23 protein-coding genes and 1 riboswitch are annotated in these 20,931 nt (G+C 53.8%); of the genes, 19 read left to right on the forward strand and 4 right to left on the reverse strand.

Going from position 1 to position 20,931, the window contains the following annotated elements:
- Positions 1-180: hypothetical protein (locus LZ11_RS12520; RefSeq protein WP_222927214.1), on the forward strand; the 180-nt coding region annotated here is incomplete at its 5' end.
- Here LZ11_RS12520 and LZ11_RS12365 read toward each other — a convergent pair.
- The 3 genes from LZ11_RS12365 to LZ11_RS07475 all read right to left on the reverse strand — a co-directional run bounded on the left by LZ11_RS12365 (position 177) and on the right by LZ11_RS07475 (position 3,289).
- Complete coding sequence (locus tag LZ11_RS12365) at positions 177-326, reverse strand: hypothetical protein (protein ID WP_170240328.1); 150 nt, start codon at positions 324-326, stop codon at positions 177-179. The genes LZ11_RS12520 and LZ11_RS12365 overlap by 4 nt on opposite strands.
- 50 nt (positions 327-376) lie before the next feature.
- Complete coding sequence (locus tag LZ11_RS07470; RefSeq protein WP_148867322.1) at positions 377-2,890, reverse strand: FAD-dependent oxidoreductase; 2,514 nt, start codon at positions 2,888-2,890, stop codon at positions 377-379.
- A 90-nt stretch (positions 2,891-2,980) separates the two neighbouring features.
- On the reverse strand, positions 2,981-3,289 hold the full coding sequence (locus LZ11_RS07475) for an ArsR/SmtB family transcription factor (RefSeq protein ID WP_425473436.1): 309 nt from the start codon (positions 3,287-3,289) through the stop codon (positions 2,981-2,983).
- A 225-nt stretch (positions 3,290-3,514) separates the two neighbouring features.
- On the opposite strand from LZ11_RS07475, the gene LZ11_RS07480 reads away from it, so the two are divergent.
- The 11 genes from LZ11_RS07480 (at position 3,515) to pilO (ending at position 14,277) form a co-directional block, all read left to right on the forward strand.
- A complete protein-coding gene (locus LZ11_RS07480) occupies positions 3,515-5,215 on the forward strand; it encodes a GspE/PulE family protein (protein WP_148867280.1) in 1,701 nt (566 codons plus the stop codon).
- 39 nt (positions 5,216-5,254) lie between these two features.
- Positions 5,255-6,283: a type IV pilus twitching motility protein PilT gene (locus tag LZ11_RS07485; RefSeq protein WP_170240329.1), complete on the forward strand. Its 1,029-nt coding sequence runs from the start codon at positions 5,255-5,257 to the stop codon at positions 6,281-6,283.
- Between the two features lie 24 nt (positions 6,284-6,307).
- A riboswitch (cyclic di-GMP riboswitch) is annotated at positions 6,308-6,395 on the forward strand.
- A 7-nt stretch (positions 6,396-6,402) separates the two neighbouring features.
- A complete protein-coding gene (locus LZ11_RS07490; protein ID WP_246110751.1) occupies positions 6,403-7,671 on the forward strand; it encodes a type II secretion system F family protein in 1,269 nt (422 codons plus the stop codon).
- Between the two features lie 104 nt (positions 7,672-7,775).
- Positions 7,776-8,288, forward strand: a complete 513-nt coding sequence (locus tag LZ11_RS07495; RefSeq protein WP_148867282.1) for a prepilin-type N-terminal cleavage/methylation domain-containing protein — start codon at positions 7,776-7,778, stop codon at positions 8,286-8,288.
- Between the two features lie 179 nt (positions 8,289-8,467).
- Positions 8,468-9,214, forward strand: coding sequence for a prepilin peptidase (locus LZ11_RS07500; RefSeq protein ID WP_148867325.1), 747 nt, complete (start codon positions 8,468-8,470; stop codon positions 9,212-9,214).
- A 108-nt stretch (positions 9,215-9,322) separates the two neighbouring features.
- Entirely contained in the window at positions 9,323-9,751 is a 429-nt protein-coding gene (locus LZ11_RS07505; RefSeq protein WP_148867283.1) for a type IV pilus modification PilV family protein, read from the forward strand.
- Complete coding sequence (locus LZ11_RS07510) at positions 9,748-10,287, forward strand: type II secretion system protein (protein ID WP_148867284.1); 540 nt, start codon at positions 9,748-9,750, stop codon at positions 10,285-10,287. Before LZ11_RS07505 ends, LZ11_RS07510 begins: the two co-directional genes overlap by 4 nt.
- Before the next feature lie 14 nt (positions 10,288-10,301).
- Positions 10,302-11,477, forward strand: coding sequence for a PilX N-terminal domain-containing pilus assembly protein (locus LZ11_RS07515; protein WP_148867285.1), 1,176 nt, complete (start codon positions 10,302-10,304; stop codon positions 11,475-11,477).
- 54 nt (positions 11,478-11,531) lie between these two features.
- The gene (gene pilM / locus LZ11_RS07520) at positions 11,532-12,428 is read left to right on the forward strand and encodes a type IV pilus biogenesis protein PilM (RefSeq protein WP_148867286.1); all 897 of its coding nucleotides are present in this window, start codon (positions 11,532-11,534) and stop codon (positions 12,426-12,428) included.
- Between the two features lie 6 nt (positions 12,429-12,434).
- Complete coding sequence (locus LZ11_RS07525) at positions 12,435-13,001, forward strand: PilN domain-containing protein (RefSeq protein WP_148867287.1); 567 nt, start codon at positions 12,435-12,437, stop codon at positions 12,999-13,001.
- Between the two features lie 37 nt (positions 13,002-13,038).
- Entirely contained in the window at positions 13,039-14,277 is a 1,239-nt protein-coding gene (gene pilO / locus LZ11_RS07530) for a type 4a pilus biogenesis protein PilO (protein WP_170240330.1), read from the forward strand.
- 54 nt (positions 14,278-14,331) lie between these two features.
- Here the strand turns inward: pilO and LZ11_RS07535 are convergent, their stop codons facing one another.
- Entirely contained in the window at positions 14,332-14,766 is a 435-nt protein-coding gene (locus tag LZ11_RS07535; protein WP_148867289.1) for an Hsp20/alpha crystallin family protein, read from the reverse strand.
- Between the two features lie 228 nt (positions 14,767-14,994).
- Here LZ11_RS07535 and acpS point away from each other — a divergent pair, with 228 nt between their 5' ends.
- From acpS to LZ11_RS07570, 7 genes are all read left to right on the forward strand, one after another.
- On the forward strand, positions 14,995-15,423 hold the full coding sequence (acpS, locus tag LZ11_RS07540) for a holo-ACP synthase (RefSeq protein ID WP_148867290.1): 429 nt from the start codon (positions 14,995-14,997) through the stop codon (positions 15,421-15,423).
- Complete coding sequence (locus LZ11_RS07545) at positions 15,371-16,984, forward strand: NAD(P)H-hydrate dehydratase (RefSeq protein ID WP_148867291.1); 1,614 nt, start codon at positions 15,371-15,373, stop codon at positions 16,982-16,984. Before acpS ends, LZ11_RS07545 begins: the two co-directional genes overlap by 53 nt.
- Entirely contained in the window at positions 16,947-18,122 is a 1,176-nt protein-coding gene (alr, locus tag LZ11_RS07550) for an alanine racemase (RefSeq protein ID WP_148867292.1), read from the forward strand. The genes LZ11_RS07545 and alr overlap by 38 nt, the downstream gene beginning before the upstream one ends.
- Positions 18,123-18,182: 60 nt before the next feature.
- Entirely contained in the window at positions 18,183-18,458 is a 276-nt protein-coding gene (locus tag LZ11_RS07555) for a CopG family ribbon-helix-helix protein (protein WP_148867293.1), read from the forward strand.
- 1 nt (position 18,459) lies between these two features.
- Positions 18,460-18,810 carry a type II toxin-antitoxin system PemK/MazF family toxin gene (locus LZ11_RS07560; RefSeq protein WP_148867294.1) on the forward strand — a complete coding sequence of 117 codons (351 nt, stop codon included), beginning with the start codon at positions 18,460-18,462 and terminating at the stop codon, positions 18,808-18,810.
- Between the two features lie 127 nt (positions 18,811-18,937).
- Positions 18,938-20,218, forward strand: coding sequence for an HD-GYP domain-containing protein (locus tag LZ11_RS07565; RefSeq protein ID WP_148867295.1), 1,281 nt, complete (start codon positions 18,938-18,940; stop codon positions 20,216-20,218).
- Positions 20,178-20,888 carry a gamma-glutamyl-gamma-aminobutyrate hydrolase family protein gene (locus LZ11_RS07570; protein ID WP_148867296.1) on the forward strand — a complete coding sequence of 237 codons (711 nt, stop codon included), beginning with the start codon at positions 20,178-20,180 and terminating at the stop codon, positions 20,886-20,888. The genes LZ11_RS07565 and LZ11_RS07570 overlap by 41 nt, the downstream gene beginning before the upstream one ends.
- The last annotated feature ends 43 nt before the right edge of the window (positions 20,889-20,931 follow it).

Raw genomic sequence — 20,931 nt, forward strand, 5'->3', positions numbered from 1 at the left:
GCTGACTCCTGCCGGTTCAGCTGTGCCTTTCAGCACGGGTTACCAGCTTTACCTGGCGTTACCGGCAGGCCTCCCCGGGTAAGAGCGTTAACCTTCGCCCCGCGCCCGCCCCATATACTCTACCGCCCCTTGGCAGCCTGGGATTTCGCTGTGTTATGCCAGCTCATCCGAACGGTCTAGCCTCCTATGGGGTTCTTGTTCATCAGGCCGTGGCTTTGCCTCCAACTTCCTTCAGATTCCACCTCGCAGTGGACACCCTTGCCTTCGGCTAGCGGGCTAGTGCTGCCTCGCCTGCAGTGGACTTTCACCACCGAGTTAACGCCCATGCCGGGCGCACATAAAAGGAAAAGGCGGGCGCATGCCCGCCTTTCTGTCATCATATAAACAGCGTCATATTCGACTTTTCGGCGGAATTGAGGAAGGTGGCCACGCCGCCTATCTCCACTCCGTCGATCAGTTCCTCGCGCTTGATTCCCATTACATCCATGGACATGTTGCAGGCCACCAGCTTCACGCCGAGGCGCCGGGCCTGGGCTATCAATTCTTCCAGCGACGAGATGTTCTTTTTCTTCATCACCATGCGGATCATGCGCGGGCCCATCCCCAGCATGTTCATCCTGGAAAGCGGCAGCTTTTTGCTTCCCCTGGGCATCATCATGCCGAACATCCTGTCCATAAAGCCTTTTTTAACGGGTACATATTGATCTCTGCGCAGGATGTTAAGCCCCCAGAAGGTGAAGAACATGGTCACCGGTTTGCCCATCGAGGCGGCGCCGTTGGCGATGATGAAGGCGGCTATTGCTTTGTCCAGGTCCCCGCTGAAGACCACCATGGTTTTCTCTTCGGCGGATTTTGCTAAAGGAGCCGGTGAACAGCAGGTGGACGGGGCGGCACCTCCTTGTGCGCTTTCGAGCCCCTTGCGGATGCAGGCTACGTAAACACTGCCCTGCTTTTCGGCTTTTAAAAGCTCGTTGCCGGTGGTCTCGCACCAGGAGCGAATGTCGCTGAGGAATCCTGGATCGGTGGCGGTCACCTCCAGGATGGTGCCTTCCTTCAGGGTTTTCATATGTTGGAAAACCTGGACGATGGGGCCTGGGCACTGTAAGCCGGTGGCGTCCAGCTTTACGGTCTCGCCCGTGACGGCCGTCTCGTTCACGCCTGCCTGAACCGCCGGTTGGCCGCTTCCCGAAGGGCCCGGGGCTGCTGTAACGGGGGGCTGCGATCCCAGCCTTTTTTTCTCTTCCGCAGCGGCTTTATAGGTCTTCCAGCCGCCGCTCAGGTTTCTAACCCGGGTGTACCCGTGCTGGGTGAGAATCCTGCAGGCGATGTATCCCCGCAGGCCCACCTGGCAGTATATTACGATATCCCTGTCTTTCGGAAGTTCCGCCAGGCGGCTGCGCAGCTCATCCACGGGGATGTTGATGGAGCCCTCGATATGGCCCAGTTCGTGCTCCAACCGGGTGCGCACGTCCACCAGCAACGTCCTGCTGCGGTCCAGTTTATCGATCTCGTGCCAGTGAATGACGGATACGTCGCCGTTTACGATATTGCCGGCCACATAACCCGCCATGTTCACCGGGTCTTTGGCGGAAGAGAAAGGCGGTGCGTAGGCCAGTTCCAGTTCCTGCAGATCGAAGACCGTGTCGCCCCGGCGGATGGCGGCGGCGATAACATCGATCCTCTTGTCAACTCCGTCGCAACCCACGATCTGCCCGCCAAGAATTTTACCGCTCTGCGGATCGAATATCAATTTAATGGACATGGTGGTGGCACCGGGGTAGTAGCCGGCATGGGAACCCGGGTGGGTGTAGGAAACGGCGTAGGGTATCCCGAGCTTCCTTAGGGTTTTTTCGTTGGCACCGGTGGATGCCGCCACGCAGTCGAATACCTTGACTATGGCAGTACCCTGGGTGCCTTCGTATCTTGCATCCCGCCCGGCGATGACATCGGCCACGATCCGTCCCTGTTTGTTGGCCGGACCCGCCAGGGGGATTAAAGTATAGGTGCCGGTCACAAAGTCCTTAACTTCGATAGCGTCGCCGATGGCGAAAATGTAAGGGTTGGAGGTCTGAAGTTTTTCGTTTACCCTTATTCCGCCCCGCTCGCCGATCTCGAGGCCCGCTTCTTTAGCCAGTTTCACTTCGGGTTTGACGCCGATAGCAAGAATCACCATATCCGAAGGGATGCGGCGGCCGCTCTGCAGCTCCACCTCATTCGCCCGGTAATTTTCGGTGATGAAGGATTTTACCCCGTCTTTCAGCACCAGTTCAATGCCGTTAGCCCGGATATGGCCGTGAACGAGGGCCGCCATTTCAAAATCCAGCGGTGCCAGCACCTGGTCCATCATTTCCACGATGGTGGTCTTGACGCCGCGGGTGTGAAGGTTTTCCGCCATTTCCAGGCCGATGAACCCGCCGCCGACCACTACGGCACGAGCCGGCTTTTGCTGATCAACGAATTGTTTCACCCTGTCTATGTCCGGGATGTTGCGCACGGTAAAGATATTTTCGGCCTCGATCCCGGGAATGGGCGGACGCACCGGTGCGGCTCCGGGAGAGAGGATAAGATAATCGTAAGATTCACGGTAGGTGTGGCCGCCTTTTTCCTGCACCTCGACTTCTTTTTTGTCCGGGAAAATCCGCGTGACTTCACTGTTGATCCTGACGTCGACGCCGAAGCGGGCCTTAAATTTTTCCGGGGTCTGCACCAGGAGTTTTTCGCGCTCGGCGATTACTCCGCTCACGTAGTAGGGCAGGCCGCAGTTCGCAAAAGAGATGTGTTCTCCCCTCTCAAACATAATGATTTGCGCACTTTCGTCCAGCCGGCGAAGCCGTGCGGCGGCGCTGGCTCCTCCGGCTACACCCCCCACTATCAGCACTTTCTTGCCCATCATCAATCTACCCCCAATATATTTATATATATAGAATATTAGATATATGTGTTAAAAACTTTTTCCCTGCTCCTTACTGTTTAATAATAATTATGGAAACAGGGCTTTGACTATTCGTTTGGCGTCTTCATTGACCACCGAGTAGTAGACTTCTACGCCTTCGCGCCGGCCTTCGATGATCCCGGCTGCCCGCAGCCTGGCCAGGTGCTGGGAGATGGTGGATTGCGGCATGTCGAGGCAGGTCTGTATTTGGGTGACGTTCGCGCTTTCTTGCGCCATCAATCCCCGTACAATGCAAAGCCGTACCGGATGGGCTATAACTTTTAATAATTCCGCCTTCTCTTCGAACAATTTGGGGTCGGTGCGGTATGTTTCCAGCAGTGACAAACTGTTCACCACCTGACCTTGGATTTACTCTCATATATTCAAATATTACAATATTGAGATATATATGTCAAGATCAACACTTTACCATAGCAGACTTTGGATGTTTAGGCAGAGGTCCTGCTTTGTAAATAAGAGAGTTTGTATAGTAATGGGCTCATATGCATGATATAATTAATATTAATTAATATTATGACTTTTTGGCAATATAGTTTCACACAATGGAAGAAGGTGGCATGGGTGGAAGGTAAACGGCGGCTGGGGGACTTGCTGGTGAAGGCGGGTATGATTACCCCCGAACAGCTGGAGAAGGCCTTAAATGAACAAAAGCGGAGCGGGGAGCGCCTGGGCAAGATACTGGTGCGCCTGGGCTATGTGAGCGAGAAAGACATCCTGGAGGTCCTGGAATTTCAGTTGGGTATACCTAAAGTGGTAGTGGAGGATTACCAGCTGGAACCCGAAGTGGTACAGCTGATACCGGAACGCCTGGCTCGCCGCTATATGGCTGTACCTGTCCGCCGGGACGGGAACAGGTTGCTGGTGGCCATGGCGGACCCCTTAAACCTTACAGCCCTGGACGACCTGCGCCTGGCTGCGGGGTTGGAAATTATACCGGCCATCGCCTCGGAACGAGAGATTGAAGCTGCCTTGTCCCGTTTCTGGCAGCCTTCCCTGGAGAGCCAGGCCATGGCCGGTCTGGAAGAGATGACAGCGGTGGACGCCTCCGCAGCAGGGCGGGACTCTTTCGACCTGGATGTTGCGGCGCAGGCTGGTATGGAAGGCGCGCCGGCAGTTCAGCTGGTGAACCGGCTGATTGCTCAGGCGGTACACTCCAGGGCCAGCGATATTCATATCGAACCTCAGGAAGGGGCCGTGCTGGTGCGTTTCCGGGTGGACGGGCTTTTACGGGAAGTACTGCGCCTGCCGCCGGGCGTACTTAGCAGTCTGATTTCACGAATCAAAATCATGGGGGGTATGGATATCGCCGAAAAGCGGCTGCCGCAGGACGGCCGGTTCCAGGTAACGCTGGAAAGGCGCAGCATTGACCTGCGCGTTTCCACCATGCCTACTGTTTACGGCGAAAAAGTTGTGCTCCGTATACTGGATAAAGCAAACATGCTTCTTACTCTCGATAGTCTGGGCTTTTCCGCAGCCGCCAGGGAGCAGTATGAAAGTATGATACACAGCGCCTACGGCATGATTTTGATCACCGGTCCCACCGGCAGCGGCAAGACCACTACTCTCTACGCCACTTTAAACGCCTTGAGTTCCCCGGAAAAAAATATAATTACCATAGAAGATCCTGTGGAGTACCTTTTGCCCGGCATCAATCAGGTGCGGGTGAACCCGAAAGTCGGCCTGGATTTTGCAGCGGGCTTGAGGGCTATTTTGCGCCAGGACCCTGACATTATAATGGTAGGGGAGATCCGCGACAGGGAGACAGCTGATATAGCCGTCCGGGCAGCTACAACGGGTCACCTGGTTTTTAGCACGCTGCACACCAATGACGCGGCCGGAGCGGTAACCAGGCTGCTGGATATGGGGATAGAACCGTTTCTCGTCAATTCTTCCCTTATCGGTGTGGTAGCCCAGCGCCTGGTGCGCCTCATCTGCCCGCGGTGCCGCGAACTCTACGAGCCGGTACCTGGCGATGCGTCCTACGCCTTCCTGAGTGAAAGCGCAGGGAAAAAGTTTTACCGGGGCCGCGGCTGCCAGCAGTGCAATTTCACAGGATACCAGGGCAGGACGGCTATTCAGGAAATCCTGGTGATGACCGATGAGATCCGCGCCTTGGTGGCTGCCAAAGCGCCCGCCACGGAGATAAAAAAGGCCGCCGTTGCCGGTGGAATGGTTACCTTGCGGGAGGACGGGCTGCTCAAGGCCGGCCAGGGATTAACCACTGTGGAAGAAGTCATCCGCGTATCCTTGGGCGGATATTAAGAAACTATTTTTACAAGTAAAGGCCGGGTGGTAATTTTGGTGCACGTACAGGAAATTCTGGCAGAAGCGGTAAGAAAAGGGGCTTCGGATATACATTTGACGGTGGGTTTACCGCCGGTCTTCCGGCAACATGGAAGGCTCGAACCTCAGGGGCAGTGTCCTCCTTTGACTGCTTCTGATACTGAAGCGCTGGCGAGGGAAATTTTGGCCGATAGATGGGAAGAATTTATTAAGCGAAAGGAACTGGACCTGGCCTACTCGATAGCAGGACTGGGGCGTTTCCGGGTGAATATTTTTTACCAGCGCGGCAGCGTAGGGGTGGCTATCCGCCTGGTAGGCGAGGTTATTCGCAGCCTTGACGAACTGGGGCTACCCCCGGTGGTAGGTGAGCTGGCCGACCAGCCCCACGGCCTGGTCCTGGTTACCGGGCCTACCGGCAGCGGTAAGACCACTACGCTGGCGGCTATGATCGACCGAATTAACGAGCGGCGCAGCTGTCATATAATTACGCTGGAGGACCCTATAGAGTACCTGCACCAGCACAAAAAGAGTATCGTGAACCAGCGGGAGATTGGGAGCGACTCTCCTTCCTTTGCGAGCGCATTGAGGGCTGCCCTGAGACAGGACCCCGATGTTATTCTGGTAGGCGAGATGCGGGACCTGGAGACAGTAGCCACGGCCATTACTGCGGCGGAAACCGGGCACCTGGTGCTGGCTACCCTCCATACCGGCAGTGCCGTTCAGAGCATTGACCGAATTATAGACGTCTTTCCCCCGCACCAGCAGAACCAGATCAGAATCCAGCTGGCGGATACTCTGACCGGGGTTATTACTCAGCAACTGCTGCCCCGCGCTGATGGCAAAGGACGGGTGGTGGCGGTTGAAATTCTAATTGCTACTCCTGCTGTGCGCAATCTTATAAGGGAAGGGAAAACCCACCAGATTGTTTCTTTGATGCAGACGGGCAGCCGTTTCGGAATGCAAACCATGGAAATGTCGCTCAGGCAATTGCGGGAAAAGGGAATAATTAACCTGGATTTATGCCAAATCAAGAAGGAATTTGGATAATATTGCCGAAATAATTTATAAACACCCTGTAAAGGGCAAACCCGGTGAAAGCCGGGGGCGCAAAGCTACGGGCCTAAGGGTGAAAATGCCTATTGGCCGCCGGGCTGCCGGGGAACGGTATGAAATCGTTCTTCCAAGCAGCCCGTGCGTGTTTTTACGGCAGTGTAGGTGGAGATATGGCGATTTACAGTTTTCGCGCTCGCGATACTTTAGGTCAACCGGTGGTAGGTACTGTAGAAGCGGAAAATGAGGCGGCCGTTATCCGGCAGTTAAGGGATAAGGGCTTGTTTATCGTGGAAGTTCGCCCTGTGCGTGGGTGGTTTGCCATAAATTCAGAACGCACTTTTTTACGCCGTATTGGAAAGCGAGATCTCTCGGTTTTTTGCCGGCAACTGGCCACCATGCTGGGGGCCGGACTTCCAATCGTCCCGGCCCTCCAAATCCTGGCCAGCCAGGCTGAAAATAAAGCATTGCGCCGGAGCATCGAAGAGATTTTGAGAAGCCTCGAAGAAGGCGGGACTTTTCACGAAGCGCTGGGGCGGTCGCAGGGGATTTTCCCTCCAGTCATGGTGCATGCAGTAGAGGCGGCTGAGGTAGGAGGATCCCTCGATGAGGCCCTCGAAGAGTTAGCTGCCCACCTGGAACGCGAGCACGAGCTTGAGGAGAAGGTCAAGTCGGCTCTCATGTATCCTGCTATAGTTGTATCGGCAGCTTTAGCGGTTTTGATTGTTTTACTGACCTTCGTGCTTCCGGCTTTTCAAAACATGCTGGACGCGCTGGGAGTTCCCTTGCCGCTTCCAACCCGGGTCGTGATGGGCGTCAGCAGAGTTCTCCGGCGGGGATGGTTAATCCTGATCTTTGCTACAGGTATTCTGGCTTACGTGGTTTACCGTGTCCTCAAAACAGAGAGTGCCAGATACCGCCTGGACGGCATTTTGCTGAAACTGCCGGTATTTGGCCCGCTCTACCAGAAGGCTGTCCTTTCCCGCTTCAGCCGTACTCTGGGCACGCTACTGCGAAGCGGGGTTCCGATTCTCCAGGCCATGGATGTAGTACGGCGAACGGTGGGCAACCGGGTGGTAGCTGAAGCGGTAGCGCGGGCACAGGAAAGTGTCAGGGATGGGAAGGGCATCGCGGGCCCGCTAGAGGAGAGCGGCCTCTTTCATCCAATGATCATTGGAATGATCGCCGTAGGCGAGGAAACCGGTGCCCTCGACTCTCTTCTTGGGAAAATCAGCGCTTTTTACGATCGTGAAGTCAGAGAGACCGTCCGCCGCCTGTCTGCCTTGATAGAGCCTATATTGATCGTCGTGCTGGGCGCGGCAGTGGGATTCATTGTGATTTCCATATTGCTGCCGTACTTCCAGATACTTGGAAATATAGGATAATATGTGATAATGAAGGGGGGTCGGAAATCGGCGAAAAAACAGTGACGTACTCTGAACCATCATGTTCATAAAACCAAATGTGTTATAGGGGGGCGTTATTTATTATGTGGAAATCCATTTGGAAAAAAGTCAAAGACCAGCGCGGCTTTACCCTGGTGGAGCTTCTAGTGGTTATCGCCATCATCGGCATCCTGGCTGCCATAATTCTTCCCAGCGCCTTCAATGCCATCGAGAAGAGCAAGGTAGTGGCGGCGGAGGCAGATTATAAATCGATTAAGGCTGCGACAATGAATTTTTATGCGGATATTGGAAAGTGGCCAGAGGATAATGCAGATGGAACGGATCCTGGACTTGTGAGCAATCCGTTTGATGAAGACAACGATCCAGAATATAAACATTGGAACGGCCCCTACCTGGATCGCTGGCCGACAAAGAACCCGTGGGGCGGGAAATACACTTTTAAAAATGATGGTTCGGAAAGATATCTTGAACTTGATTCTGTCCCAGAAAAAGCTGCAAATAGCATGGAAACTGACCTTGGCGATGATATAGTAAAAGTAGAGGAAACGGGTTCTAGCAATACCTATACTGTCAAAATCACAATCTCGAAAGACTAAATATTAACAAATAGTGCTGCGTAACAACGTAGTTCAACAGACAAGAAAATGACTTTCACTCTGATGGAGCTTCTGGTGTTCATTGCCATCATAGTATGCCGGTAGGGTAGAGTTAGGACTTACATAGTACTTATAAAATTATCTAATAGGAATTCGCCAAAAGGGGAAGTATGCTTTTGATGGGAGTTTTTTTCTTCTTATTGGGTCTTATCACCGGTAGTTTCCTGAATGTGGTCATCTACCGCCTGCCGCGGGGAGAGACGGTAATTTGGGGGCGATCCCATTGCCCCGCTTGCGGGCGGGTGCTGGCCTGGTACGATCTCGTGCCGGTGGCAAGTTACCTCGCCCTGCGGGGGAGGTGCCGCTACTGCGGGACGCAAATTTCCCCGCGGTATCCTGTGGTGGAACTGTTGACAGGCGCGGTGTTTGCCGCGCTGTTTTATCGTTACGGGCCCACACCGGCCTTGGCCAAGTATCTTTTTCTCGGTGCCGTCTTGATAGCGGCCGCCTTTATCGACCTGGAACACTACCTGATCCCGGACCGCCTTGTACTGGCCGGGCTGGCGGGAGCCGCAATTCTGGGGTTTGCGGCCCGGGATGTGGGAGTATGGTCGTCTCTGGCGGGAAGCGCGGCGGGAGCAGGATTTTTATTTGCTGTTGTCGTATTTAGTAAAGGCGGGATGGGCTGCGGCGACGTAAAGCTGGCCGCGGTAGCGGGGCTCTTTCTCGGATGGCCGCTGGCGGCTCTAGCCCTGTTTCTGGCTGTGGTTACCGGCGGTCTGGCAGCGGCCGCTCTCCTGCTGCTCGGGTTGAAGGGGCGGAAGGATGCTATTCCCTTTGGCCCCTTTATTGCAGCGGGCGCGCTTGCAGCGATCCTCTGGGGTTGGCATATTATTAACTGGTACAGGCAGGTTTTTCTGTTCTAGTCGGCGCGGTGCCGTAGCGGGGTACATGAGGCCAGGAAAGGCGGATCACCCGAAATCCGGTAACACTGCAGGAGAAACGCCTTTATCGTTAAGGGAGGGTGCGGGTAAGTGATTTCGGCACGAAAAGTTGGGGGAAAAAGCAGTCAGTGGGATGACACGAATAACAGTGGTTTTACCCTGATAGAGGTGTTAATAGCCACTCTGATTCTCGTGGCTGCTATTGTTCCCTTGATGACCGCATTTATCCACGGCGCGCGCTGGACGGCCGAGTCGCGCGACCTGATAACGGCCGTAAATCTGGCCCAGGGTAAGCTGGAGGAATTGAAAAACAGGCCCTATGCAAGTCTTGAGTCAGGGGAACCGGTAGATCCTAATCAACCGCCGCGTCCCTTTACCGGTTATCCGGAATATACTTACCGGCTTGCCGTCATCGAAAATGATGAAAAAAACTTAAAAACGATAACGATTAAAATTTACGAAGCCGCCACCGGCAAGGAGGTCGTCTCCCTGACAATGGACAGGGGTGACTGGAAATGACGGGCAGGTGCGCGGGGGAGCGCGGTTTTACCCTGGTAGAGGTCGTCGTGGCAGTGTCCATCTTCAGCCTGGTGGTGGGAGCGGCACTGGCCTTATATCAGCAGGCGGTGCTGTCCTGGCATAAGGATGAGGCAAGAGTCGATGTTCAGGAAAGCCTGCGCATCGCCTTGGAAAGGATGAGCGGGGAAATAAGGTCCGCCCGGGAACTGGTCGAAGCCGGGGAATCGAGGATAGGTTTGGCTGTTATAGAACCGGGGGGAGATTCGGATAATGCTACGAAGTATATATATTATTACCTGGATTCCGCCCAAAAACGATTGGTTCGCGAACTGGACGGGAAAAAAGACCCGGCGGCCGGCCATGTGACGGCTTTTCAGCTGGCATACTACGATGAAAATGACCATAGATTGGAAGGTCAATTGTCCGGTGAGGAGCTCAAAAAAGTCCGCCGGGTTGAGATCACCCTCACCGGGCGGAAGGGCAGCGGACCTGAGGTCAGGATAACTACTTCCGTCAGGGTAAGGGCCCTTGACTGAGGAGGTGCCGGGGTTTGCAGCGGAATACCGTTATGCAGGGGGTGCGGGGCGCTGAACAGGGACAGGCCCTCGTCCTGGTCATGCTTGTGCTGATGGTGGTGGTTATACTCGGCAGCGCCACAGTAACTTTGACTGCCAGCCACCGGCAGACAGCAGCCAGGCAGCGAAACCGCCTGCAGGCATACTACGCAGCCGACGCCGGCGTGGAGAGGGCCTTGGTGATTATAAAGCAGAATCCATCGGGTTTCTGGAGCAGGTTTCCTCTGATGGTACCTTATGCCGGCGGCAGCATTGAAAGGGTAACCGTCGAAGAAATTCCGGGAGGACCCGGTACCGGTGTGAAGATAACTTCCGTGGGAGCTTTTAATAATGCCCGTAGGACTTTGGTCGTAAGGGCGCGGGTTTATACCTCCGGCGGCCCGTCAGAATTGCTTAAAGGTGTCAGCCTCTTACCGGAGGACCGGGATTATATACAAAAACTTAACGGTAGTGTTATTTTATCAAGTGCTTCAGTGAAATCCAGGCCGGTATTTTATATTAATGGAAATCTTCAAATTAATGGTTCGGCTGCAATTAACGGCTTTGACATATATGCTTCAGGTTATATTGATACTAAAGGGAGTATGAGCCTGTATGACTGTGATGTCCAGGAAAACTATTCCGATATTCCGCCCTTTCCGGAATTAGACGAAGAATGGTACCGGGATCAGGCCGTTAAAACCAACCAGTATTACAGTGATGAGGATGGCAAGAAGAATTATACAAAGTCTTTTTCACAGACCGATTACAGCGGCGTGTATTTTGTGGAGGGAAACGGTGAAATCTCCGGTACATACGGAGGAAATGCCGTTATCGTGGCGACGGGAGATATAGAGGTCACTTCATCACTTACAGCTGAAAACCCCGGCAGTGATTTACTGGTTCTTATTTCATTAAACCCCGACGGTGGTGTGAAAGTAAATGGTAGTGCTTCGGTTGATGCTTTGATCATAACCAGCGGTGCGTTAAGGGTTCACGGGTCCGCTAGAATTTACGGAGGAATAATAGCGCGGATATTGGATATAAATGGCAGAGCTGCAATAATTTGTGACCCTGATCTGATTGACAGCCGTCCGGAATTAATTGGATTGGCTTTTGGCGGCGGCAGCAGCCCCACAGGCATTAAAATTGAAAGCTGGAGCGAGCAATAGGTATTTTAAAGTTTTCGATCAACCGCGCGATGTTGAAAGATTGGAGGTCAAAAAGTGAACTGGCTTAGGTTGAGGGGGCAGAAAGGATTGCTGGGGGTGGATCTGGGGACTGCCCGGATTAAAGTAGCGGTGGTAAAGGGAGACTGCCTGCTGGCTAAAGGGGCGGTTTCTGCTCCTGCCGGCGGATGGGATAATATAACGGAAATGGTAGCCGCCCTGGCCGAAGCGGTACAGGAAACAGGCTGGCGGGGCCGGAAGGCAGTGGGCGCCGTTAGCGGTGAGCGGGTGGTTGTGCGCTACCTGCGCCTGCCCCGCATGCCGGAAAAGGACTTGCGGGCCGGGTTACAGTATGAGGCGGAACGCTATCTTCCCGTGGGGACCCAGGATATGGTGATAGATTTCGCCATACTGGATGAGGAGCCGGCCGGCCAGCCCGGCCAGATGCTGGTCCTGCTGGCGGCAGCGCCCAGAGAACAGGTAATCCAGTATTATCACCTTTTTCAGGAAGCCGGTCTTGAGCTGGAAGCTTTAGACCTCATACCCGCAGCCCTGTGCCGCGCCCTGGGAACCACCGGTGGAGAAGAGGAATCCATCATCCTGGACCTGGGTGAGCAGTGGAGCCAGGTGGTGCTGGCTCGAGGGGACCGGCTTCTTTTCAGCCGGGCAGTTAGAGTAGGTTGCCGCCAACTGGTAGGGGGCACCCTGTCTTCCGGTTTAAACCGCGCCGTAGACCTAATCCAGGAAGTGCGGCGTTCCGTGGATTTTTACCGTTCCCAGGGTGGAGGCGGTTTTAATCCGGTCAGGTTATGGCTGACAGGCGGAGGAGCCTACCTTGAAGGTATAAAGGATCATTTCAGTTTAGAACTTGATTTACCGGCGGAGATTGCCAGCCCATTTTCGCTGGGGCCGGAATTTGCAGTGGCGGCAGGGCTGGCCTTAAGGGAGAGATAAAAGATTATGGCGTCTATCAACTTGCTTCCGCAGGAGTTAAGGCCTTCCAACAAGCGGATTTTTTTGGTCCGGTCCAAGCCGGTTTTAGCCCTGATCTCGGTATTTATGCTTATCTTTTCTGCATATTTGTTTCTCCTGGTGCATACATGGTTGCTGGAAAAGCGCCTGGCGGAAATAGAAAAAGAGGTCGCTTTTTACCGGCAACAGGAAGAAACGGTGAAAGAGGAGGAGAAGAAACTAAACAGCTTTCGTCAACAAAAGACGGAGCTGGAAAAACTCGTTAAAGGTCATCAAAAATGGTCGGAGCTGCTGATGACTTTGAGTGATGCAATTCCGCCGGAAGTATGGCTGACAGGGCTGGAGATAAACCGGGAACAGGAAGTTAAAATTACGGGGCGGTCTGTCAGTCTGGAAGCGGCGGGGAGGTTTCTTTTCGCCCTGCGAAACCAGCCGTTTCTGGAAAACGTAAGATTAGAATCGGCACGGGATGTATCCGGAGAAGAAGTACTGGAATTCAGCATAACGGCGGACGTAATAAAGCCTGATGCGCCGGCCGGAAAAGAAAAGCAGTAAGACTTCCAGACGCGAGGTAGAGGAAGGAAGGATCAGGATGAGGTTACCGAACATAAACTTAAGCCGGCGGGAAAAATTCTTGATAATAATACTGCTGATGGCGCTCACCCTGTTTTTTATACAGAGGTTGATCTTCGCACAACGGTTGCCCTACTATATCCAGTTAAAAGCCCGGCTGCGGGATGAAACGGCAAAGCTGGATTCTGCCCGGGAGACTGCCGGCAACTTACCAGTTCTGAAGAAAGATGTGGAAAGGGCAGAAGCGGAACTGGCTGCCGTCATGGAAAAGCTTGGCCTTGCTTTCGATGACAGGGATTCTTTTTTTCTGGCGGCCCAGCCCAAGGAACCGGCAGTCCGGGTGATGCTTTTTCAGCCATTGCAGGAGGAAAAGAGAGGAATTTTCAGTGTGCAGCCGTTCCAGGTTACCGTGTCCGGGGATTACCCGAGGATTGTGAGCTATTTGCTGTACCTTGAGACGTTGCCCGCGTTGACGGAAATCAGGGAGCTCAAAATTTCGGCCGGGGGTGAAAAGCCGGGGGAAGTGGAAGCCGGTTTTGTCATAGATCTATATGAAATAGGGTTGGAAGGAGAAAGCATTCCTTTTAGTAATGACTATAATGATAAAAAAACAAGCTTTTCCCAGAACCGAAAGAATATCTTTGAACCGGTGGCGATCAACCGGCCGGGGAAAGCGCAGGAGCAATTACCCCAACTGTCTCCTTCTTCACCCGAAGCACCCGGTGGTTCAGAGAAAAAGACCGGGCCTCTTGCGATTCCCAGTACCGCCAGCTATGCCTTTCCATCCCTTGACGGAAAAAGCAATCAGGTACCGCTTCCGTGGCTTGAGGGGGCAAAGGTGTTGCGCAATGTGGGGCCCTTTTATTCCGTTGGTTCCAGGAAAATAGCCATAGCAGCAAGGGAGTTTAACCGCGGTGTAGTTGTGGAAGTTGATGAAGGCAGGCCGGTGGCGGAAGCGGTTATGGATTTGCAGGCGCGATATCGTGTTTTGCGTGGTTTTGCCGGGGTCGAGGATGAAACCCAAAACAGCAGCGGCAGTTTCATACTGACTTTTTTGGGCGATGAGCGGGAACTACTGAAGACGCCCGTTCTTAAGCCCGGCGGTTATCCCCATTACGTGGAATTGAACGTAACAGGTGTAAAACGCCTGACAGTACGGGTTGAATGGCAGGAAAGCGGACCAGGAGACTATGACCGTATTGCGGCGGCCCTGGCAAATATGATATTTCAGGCGGAAGATCAACCGGCGCAAAAATAATAAATGCAGCGGCAAAACAAAAAGGTTGGGCGCCATACCCAACCTTAAATTTCATTATTCTATTTCTATCCTGCGGCCGGTGGGTTTGCTCGGAGTGATCTTGGGGAGGATTACCCGCAGTACGCCATTGTTGTAACTGGCCTTTATCTTTTCGGCGTCCACGTTTTCGGGTACCGGGATGGTCCTTCTGAAGCTGCCCCTGCGCCGTTCCCTGTGGATGTAGTTGTCGCGCTTTTCCTCGGTAAACTCGTCCTGCTGCCCGGAAATGGTGAGCAGGTTGTTTTCATAGCGAATCTCGATACTGTTCTTGTCATAACCGGGCATATCGGCTTCGACAATGTATTCGCTTTCGGTTTCCCTCATGTCAATCCTTATGGCCTGGGGGTAGATGGAGTCGAAGAAATTGTCCAGGAAACTCTCCACATCGAATTCGAAAACGGCGGGGAAAAAGCTCCTTCTCCTCCAGGGAGACAAATCCCGACCCCGCATAACCATGCCTCCTTTTACAAATTTTACTATTTGTAATTATTATTATAAAACAAAGGTCAAAGAAGGTCAATATTACCCGCGTGTAAAAATTTTTTAATTTCGGAAGGTATTGCGGGCGGGATATAGAATTTATATTATATAATATTTCTCCCGGTATAGTGTTTCACTTTTTTCTCCGCGTTATTACATATATTATGAAAAGCCGCTTTCAGAGGTGAATTTTTATTCATGGAAATAGGTGTTGACATAGTAGAGGTCGACAGAATAAAAGAGGTCCTTAAAAATGAGAAATTCTTACGGCGAATTTTCACCGAAAGGGAAATAAATTTTTTTAAAGACAAAAAAGGAGAGGGCTACTGCCGGCATATAGCCGGCAGGTTCGCTGCCAAGGAGGCGGTGAGCAAAGCGCTGGGTACCGGTATCAGGTTTTTCGGGTGGCACGATATCGAAATCCTGGGAGACGCCCTGGGAAAACCGCAAGTGAGGCTTTCCGGCAGGGCTTTTGAGATACTCAAAGCCAAGGGATATTCCCGGGTTCTCGTCACCATTTCGCATTCCAGGGATTACGCCGTGGCTTTTTCTATTGCGAAGGGGGGGAATCGATGTGAAGGTTGTCAGCCCGTCGACTATGAGGGAGATCGACAGGAGGGCCATTGAAGATTTCGGCGTGCCCGGCGTAGTGCTCATGGAAAACGCCAGCCGGGAAGTGGCCGCGGCGGTATGGCGGATATGGGAGCGGGTCAAGGATAACCGCCGTATCCCTCCGAAAGTGGCCGTGTTCTGCGGTAGAGGAAACAACGGGGGAGACGGTTTCGGGGCCGCCCGGCATCTTGCCAATATGGGGTTTGAAGTGCGGGTGTTTGTCGCAGCAGATCCGACGGAAATAACCGGTGATGCAGCGGTGAATTTCGAGATCGTCAGGAGGATGGGGATTCCGGTAATCCCATTGCGGGGTGAAAACGACCTGGAAAAGGCCCGCGGGTTTTACACGGAATCGTTCGCCGGCGTAGACGCCCTCTTCGGCACCGGCCTCAGGGGAGAGATAACGGGGTTTCACCGGAAGGTGATAGAATTCATAAATGAAGGCGGCTGCCCCGTGGTGGCTGTGGACATACCTTCCGGGATATGCGGTCTGACCGGGAAAATCCTGGGAGCTGCGGTGCGCGCCGAGGTGACGGTGACCATGGGGCTGCCCAAGATCGGCCTGCTGCTTTATCCGGGCGCATCCTATGCGGGGATAATCACGCTGGCGGATATAGGCCTGCCGGCGAAAATTCTGGATGATGTGAAGGCCGAGGGCCTCCTCCTGGACCGGCAGGTGATCTCATGTTATTTCAAGCCCTACGCTCCGGACGCCCACAAGGGCGATTTCGGCAGGGTGTTTATCATTGCCGGGTCGAAGGGAATGACGGGAGCCGCAGTCCTGGCAGGTCTCGGGGCCGCCAGGTGCGGCGCCGGCCTTGTGACTCTGGGTGTCCCCGAGGGGCTGAACGATATCCTGGAGGTAAAGGTTACCGAGGTGATGACCCTGCCCCTTCCCCAGACGCCCGCGGGAAGCCTGTCTATAAAGGCGCTGGAGCCTGCGCTGGAATTTGCAAGAAAGTGCGATGCCGTGGCCATGGGGCCGGGCTTATCCCGCCATGAGGAGACTGCAGAGTTCGTAAAGAAATTTGTGACCGAGAGCCCGGTGCCGGTGGTGATCGATGCCGACGGGCTGAATGCCCTTTCCGAATACCCGGGTATGCTGAAAAAAGCGAAAGCTCCTGTTGTAATTACTCCGCACCCGGGGGAGATGGCCAGGCTGCTTTCGATAACCGCCGGAGAAGTGCAGGAGAACAGGTGGGATGCAGTGCGCGAAGCCTGCGACCGGTTCGGGTGCACCGTGGTATTAAAGGGTGCCCGCACTCTGGTGGCCTCGCCGGATCATCCGGTCAGCATCAACCCCACCGGCAATCCCGGGATGGCCACCGGCGGCAGCGGGGACGTGCTCACCGGCATGATAGCTGCCCTTGCGGCAAGAGGCCTGAAATGCCATGAGGCGGCCGCCGCAGGGGTCTACCTGCACGGTCTGGCCGGAGATCTGGCGGCCCGGGAAAAAGGAGAAATCCCCCTGATCGCCGGGGATATTATAGATCATATCCATGAAGCCTTTAAATACGCATTAGAAGGGGAGAGCTTGAATGGATGTGAAGGTCAGGCCCACCAGGGCCGAGATTAACCTGGACAACCTGGAGCACAACTTGAAGGAGATAAGGCGGATAACCAGCCCGGACGCCGGCATATGCGCGGTAGTCAAGGCCGACGCCTACGGTCACGGTGCCGTGGAAGTGGCCATGACCGCCCTTTCGTGCGGGGCGAAGTACCTCGCCGTTGCCTTCCTGGACGAGGCCGTCGTCCTCAGGGAAGCGGGGATCAGGGCCCCCATCCTAATTTTGGGTTTTACACCGGAAGACCAGTTTGATAAAATATTAGAGTATGGCATAACGCAGACCGTCTATAACTTGAGGTCCGCGGAGGTACTGTCCCAGGAAGCCCAAAAGCGCGGCGTAAAGGCAAGGGTTCACATAAAGCTCGACACCGGGATGAGCCGCATTGGCTTTCCGGCCGAACCGTCATCCCTTTCCGACATCGAGAAAATATTTTCGCTGCCCGGAATAGAGGTTGAGGGTATTTTCACCCATTTTGCGAGAGCCGACGAGGAAGACAAGAGCTTTACCGAGGAGCAGTTCAGAAAGTACCGCGAGATAACCGGCGCCCTGGAAAGCCGCGGTCTTCGGGTTCCCGTGAAGCACGTGGCCAACAGCGCCGCTATTATAGACCTGCATCAGCTTCACATGGATATGGTCAGGCCGGGTATAATCCTTTACGGTATATACCCCTCGGAGGAGGTACAAAAGAGCAAAATCGCCTTGAAGCCGGTAATGACCTTTAAAACAAGAGTATCCCATGTAAAAACCGTGCTCGCCGGTACGCCCATCAGCTACGGCGGCACCTTTGTCACGAAAAGGCCCAGTGTTATAGCCACCCTGCCGGTGGGCTATGCGGACGGCTACCCCAGGCTCCTGTCGTCCAGGGCCGAAGTCGTCATAAAAGACCGGAGGGCACCGCTGGTCGGAAGGGTCTGCATGGACCAGTGCATGGTCGATGTCACCGACATACCCGGAGTTCAGCCCGGAGACGAAGTGGAGCTTTTCGGCACCGGTGAAAACGGCGGCGTTACCGCCGATGAAATAGCAAAAATCGTGGGAACCATCCCCTACGAGATCGTCTGCGGCATTTCTAAAAGAGTCCCCAGAGTATATATTAAAGATGGTAGAATGATAAAAATAAAAAATTATTTGGCAGCAAAGGTATAATTTACATACACTATTCACATAATGATACTGACTTGCCATTATTTTGAGGGGGGTGCCGCTGTGGCTGAGTTAAAAAGGATAGTCGTCAGCTTACCGGACAGCCTGTTAAAGCAGGTGGATGGTATAATATCTAAGGAAAAAAAGAACCGCAGCGAATTTATTCAGGATGCGATGAGATTATATATTCGAGAAAGGGAAAGGATAAGAATGAGAGAACAGCTTAAGAACGGTTACCAGGAAATGGCCGATATCAACGTTAGGATCGCTGAATTCGGGATAAACGAGGATTTTAGAGATCTGGCGCTGTACGAGATAAGGCTTTCGGAGAGTGAATAACGTGCTGGTGAGGCGCGGAGATGTGTTCTATGCGGATTTAAACCCGGTTGTGGGTTCCGAGCAGGGCGGTGTAAGGCCCGTCCTCGTCGTGCAAAACGACGTGGGAAATAAGTACAGCCCTACCGTAATTGTTGCTGCAATTACGTCCCAGATTGACAAGGCCAAGCTGCCGACTCACGTGGAACTGAAGCGGGGAGATTACGGCCTGGAAAAAGATTCGGTAATCCTTCTGGAACAGCTCAGGACCATCGACAAGAGGCGGTTAAGGGAGAAGATAACCTTCCTTGACCAGGACATCATGGCCAAGGTGAATGAAGCGCTGAAAATAAGCCTGGGACTGGTGGACTTTTAACGATGAATTTCATGAAGCCCGTTAAGGGCTTTTTAGTTTTTTAAAGCAGGATATTTCAATTTTTGTTAGAATATATACATTGCTGTCGATTTTGTACGGAGTTTTTATTTCAGCATTGGAGGTTTGCATGGAGATTAAGGATAAAATTTTTACCGAATTAATGGCCGCGCTCTCCTTGATGATGGACCTGGACGAGAATCGGAAGCTCTACCACGCCTGGAGGGTGGGTGTGCTGGCCGAAAAAATGGCCCGGAAGGTAGTGCCGGAATGCGCCAGCCAAATATTTTACGCCGGCCTTTTGCACGACATCGGCGCCATATCCCTACCCGACCACGTGGTGCACTATACCGATCCGGAAGATCATCTTCGCTATCCGGTGATTTTCAACCATCCCCACAAGGGAGCTCAAATAGTGGGGGAGATCGAGCCGCTGAAAGGTGTGGCGGCGATGATCCTGGACCACCACGAGCACTGGGACGGCAGCGGATACCCGCGCGGTATCAGGGGCAACAGGATAAGCCTGGGGGGTCAGATTCTCAGGATCTGTGATACCTTTGACGTGCTCTCCAGGGTAAAACCACCCCTCGACATCGGCGGTATGAAAACCCTCCTTGCTGCCAGAAGAGGGTCGGAGTTTTCGGACCAGATCTTTGAGCTTATGATTGCTGTCCTGGAGGAAGGCAATTTCTTCTACGAGATCATGGATGATCAGAAGGTTGGAGAAATGGTGGTCAAAACGGTTGAAAGCATGCCGCACCCCCAAACCGGATACTGCGAGAGGGGCATATCTAAGATTATACAGGTCTTCGGCCGGGTCATAGACGCCAAGCACGAATACACCGCCGGCCATTCCAGCCGGGTGGCCTTCTATACGTCCCTCATAGCCCAAAACCTGGGTCTTGCCGGGAGCGAGGTTAAAAAACTCGAGTTTGCTGCATACCTGCACGATGCGGGCAAGGTGGCCATCCCACCGGCAATACTCGATAAGCCGGGACGCCTCACCCTGGAAGAGTTCAAGGTAATGAAGCGACATCCAGTCTATACGATGGAGATATTGAGCATGGTCAGCGCCCTGAAGGAGCTGGCTCCCATATCCGGACACCACCACGAGAAGTACGACGGTTCCGGCTACCCCGACGGCCTGTCCAGGGACGTCATCCCGCTGGGCGCCCGCATAATGGCGGTGGCTGACGCCTTCGACGCCATGACGTCGGCGAGACCCTACCAGAAGATGAAAGACGGCTGGGAGGCAAAAGAGGAGCTTGTAAAAAGAGCGGGCTCCCAGTTCGACCCGGAGGTGGTGAAGGTGGCCGTCAGGGCTCTGCCGGATCATCCACAGTCAGTAGAATCGGGGAGAGTGATAAGCGGTGAAACCTCTGATAGCGATAACATGTTCGTTGGCAGATGAAAGGATTTTTCTAAATCACGGCTATTACAGGGCCGTAGAGAGGGCCGGCGGGATACCCGTCACCGTCCCGCCGCTGGGGAGGGAGCAGGACCTCGGCGAGCTGCTCGAAAGAGTCGACGGCCTGCTGCTTTCCGGGGGGCCCGACGTGGACCCGCGCCACTTCAACGAGAGTCCGCGGCCCGGACTTGGAGAAATAAACCCGAAGCGCGACGCTGCCGAACTTTACCTCTGCCGGGAGGCTGTTAGGAGGAAGAAGCCGGTATTCGGCATCTGCCGGGGCATGCAGGTAATTAACATCGCCCTGGGAGGCAGCGTCTACCAGGATATCGGATTGGAAATAGTAAAGCCGTTGAAGCACAGGCAGGAGGCCCCAAGGTGGTACGGCAGCCACGAAGTCAGGGTAGAGAAAGATTCGATGCTTTACGGCCTGTTCAAAGGGGAGAAACTCCTGGTGAACAGCTTTCACCACCAGGCCCTGAAGGATATCGCCCGTCCTCTGAAGCCCGCGGCCTTCGCGCCGGACGGTGTAGTGGAAGCCGTTGAGGGTGTTTCGGAGGATGCGTTTCTGGTGGGAGTGCAGTGGCACCCGGAAGAGATGTGGGAAGTCTACCCGGAGCAGCTCGAGTTGTTCAAAAGCTTCGTCGAGGCTGCCGCCCGGATTAACGAATAATATTGAACGGACTTTAATAACTTTTTAATAGCCATTTTAATCA

Origin of the sequence: Thermosediminibacter litoriperuensis (genome assembly GCF_008124715.1) — a bacterium.
In the GTDB taxonomy this organism is placed as follows: domain Bacteria; phylum Bacillota; class Thermosediminibacteria; order Thermosediminibacterales; family Thermosediminibacteraceae; genus Thermosediminibacter; species Thermosediminibacter litoriperuensis.